The sequence below is a fragment of the Psychrobacter faecalis genome, assembly GCF_016107575.1.
GTDB classification, from domain to species: Bacteria; Pseudomonadota; Gammaproteobacteria; order Pseudomonadales; family Moraxellaceae; genus Psychrobacter; species Psychrobacter faecalis.
On record NZ_JABAST010000076.1, the window covers coordinates 1 to 1,951 of the forward strand.

At 42.6% G+C, this 1,951-nt stretch carries 2 protein-coding genes; both read right to left on the minus strand.

Annotated elements, in window-relative coordinates; genetic code table 11:
* Positions 1-167 precede the first annotated feature (167 nt).
* Positions 168-1,322: an RNA-guided endonuclease InsQ/TnpB family protein gene (locus JFC07_RS12955; RefSeq protein ID WP_093071385.1), complete on the minus strand. Its 1,155-nt coding sequence runs from the start codon at positions 1,320-1,322 to the stop codon at positions 168-170.
* The gene (locus JFC07_RS12960; protein WP_198329219.1) at positions 1,319-1,930 is read right to left on the minus strand and encodes an IS607 family transposase; all 612 of its coding nucleotides are present in this window, start codon (positions 1,928-1,930) and stop codon (positions 1,319-1,321) included. Before JFC07_RS12960 ends, JFC07_RS12955 begins: the two co-directional genes overlap by 4 nt.
* Positions 1,931-1,951 lie beyond the last annotated feature (21 nt).

The following is a 1,951-nucleotide window of genomic DNA, read 5'->3' on the forward strand; positions in this document are numbered from 1 at the left end:
CCGTTCCAAAAATCTTACTCAAACCTAGCCAATATTGACTATTAGATAGGTTTGACGTTTTCTTTCTGCTTCATTGTCACGCGCTATTTCTCATTTGAGATTTAGACTGACCACGACTCCACAGACTTTTTTAATTGGCGATGGAACTCACCGTCCAATAAACAGGATTATGCAGCTGTTAAAATAACAGTCGCGTTATTTAAAATATTGATGCTGGCGTTGAGGTCACGGTCATGAGAAACCTGACAGTTAGGGCACAACCACTCACGCATTTTCAATGTTAGCTCATCTTTACCAAGGATATGATTGCAGTTTGAACAGGTTTTTGAGCTTGGGTAGAAGGGTCCGACTGATTTCACAACCTTGCCTTGCTCAGTGGCTTTGTAGATAAGCTGTCGCTTAAACTCAAAGAAACCCAAGTCACTGATAGCTCTTGATAGCCGCCTGTTCTTAACCATACCTTTGACATTCAAATCCTCAATCGCAATCACATCGAACTCATTAACCAGACTTGTTGTGATTTGATGGAGAGAATCTTGCCTAATACACCTGATCTTATAGTGCAAACGAGAGAGCTTGGTTTTCGCTTTTTCTCTGTTTTTACTGCCTTTTTTAGTGCGACTGAGCGCTTTGTTTAGCGTTCTTAGTTTTTTAAGGTTTGCTTGAAGTGGTTTTGGCGCTTTAATTTTAGTGCCGTCTGATAAAACCAGTAAGTCGGTAATACCAAGATCAACACCAACGCTTTTACCTGTCTTTTTAGTAGGAATTACAGCTTTTTGTATTTCAACAGCCACACTAACAAACCACTTACCGCCACGTTTAGAGATGGTGGCTGACATGATCTTGCCGTCAAAACGTAAAGCTTCTTTTAAGCGAACCCAGCCCAAGTTTGGGATACGAATGGATTTACCTTTAATGGCAAATTGGTCGTTGGATAAACTGAATCTATCGTCACGGCCTTTTTTACGAGCGGTTGGGTATTTCGCTAAGCCTTTAAAGAAGTTGTTATAAGCATCACCCAACTGCATGATTGCCGCCTGCGGAGCGCATTTGGTCACTTCCAGCATATAGGGGAATAATTCACGCTTAATGGCGTTCAATTCGCGTCTGAGCTTCGCCTGTGAGGGCTTGTTTAGATTTTTAGTATCAACCTCAACGCCTGCGGCCAAACACGCATCACGGTACGCTTTGTCAAGCGCATACTGCCGCTGCCACTCATGCAAAGCCCAGTTGTAGGCTTTTCTCGCCACGCCACAAGCACGAGCAAGGTGATTTGCCTGTACGTTGTTTGGCTTGAGTTCGATAATGTGTCCACGGATCATAATGCTTTTTTAACCGCCTCTATTAATTGTTGGTTTTTCTTGCTGCGAGAGCCGTATAGCCTCGCTGAAAATACGGTGATAATCTCCAATACATCTTGGGCTAATTCTTGCTCAAAATTCAACTCTTCACCTTGATTGATTATTACCACTTCAACGTCACGAGCCTCACACAACATGAAAACCAGTTCTGCACCAAATCGTAAAAGCCTGTCTTTATGGGTAATTACCAGCCGTTCAACTTTATTGCTCAGTATGTCATCAAGCAGGTTTTTTAAGCCTTTCTTTTTATAATTCATTCCACTACCAAGATCGGTAATCGTCTCAAAAGTCCAGCCTTGCCTGGCACAATAAAGTTCCAAAACTTGAGACTGGCGAAGTAAGTCGTCTTTTTGATCACGACTCGACACACGAGCATAAGCAATGGTTTTTCGGTCTAATTTAGGTGGTGTATTCAAGGAATGCGGTCTGATTTCACTTAAATCATATCGCCTATGCCCGTTTTCGGTTCGCTTGGCGACTAACGTACCATCCTCATCCCAACGTCTTAATGTGGATTGAGCAACCCCGAAATGTTTGGCAGCCTCCCCAATACTAACCAGTTTCCCCATAACTTGCTCTCTATATTATAG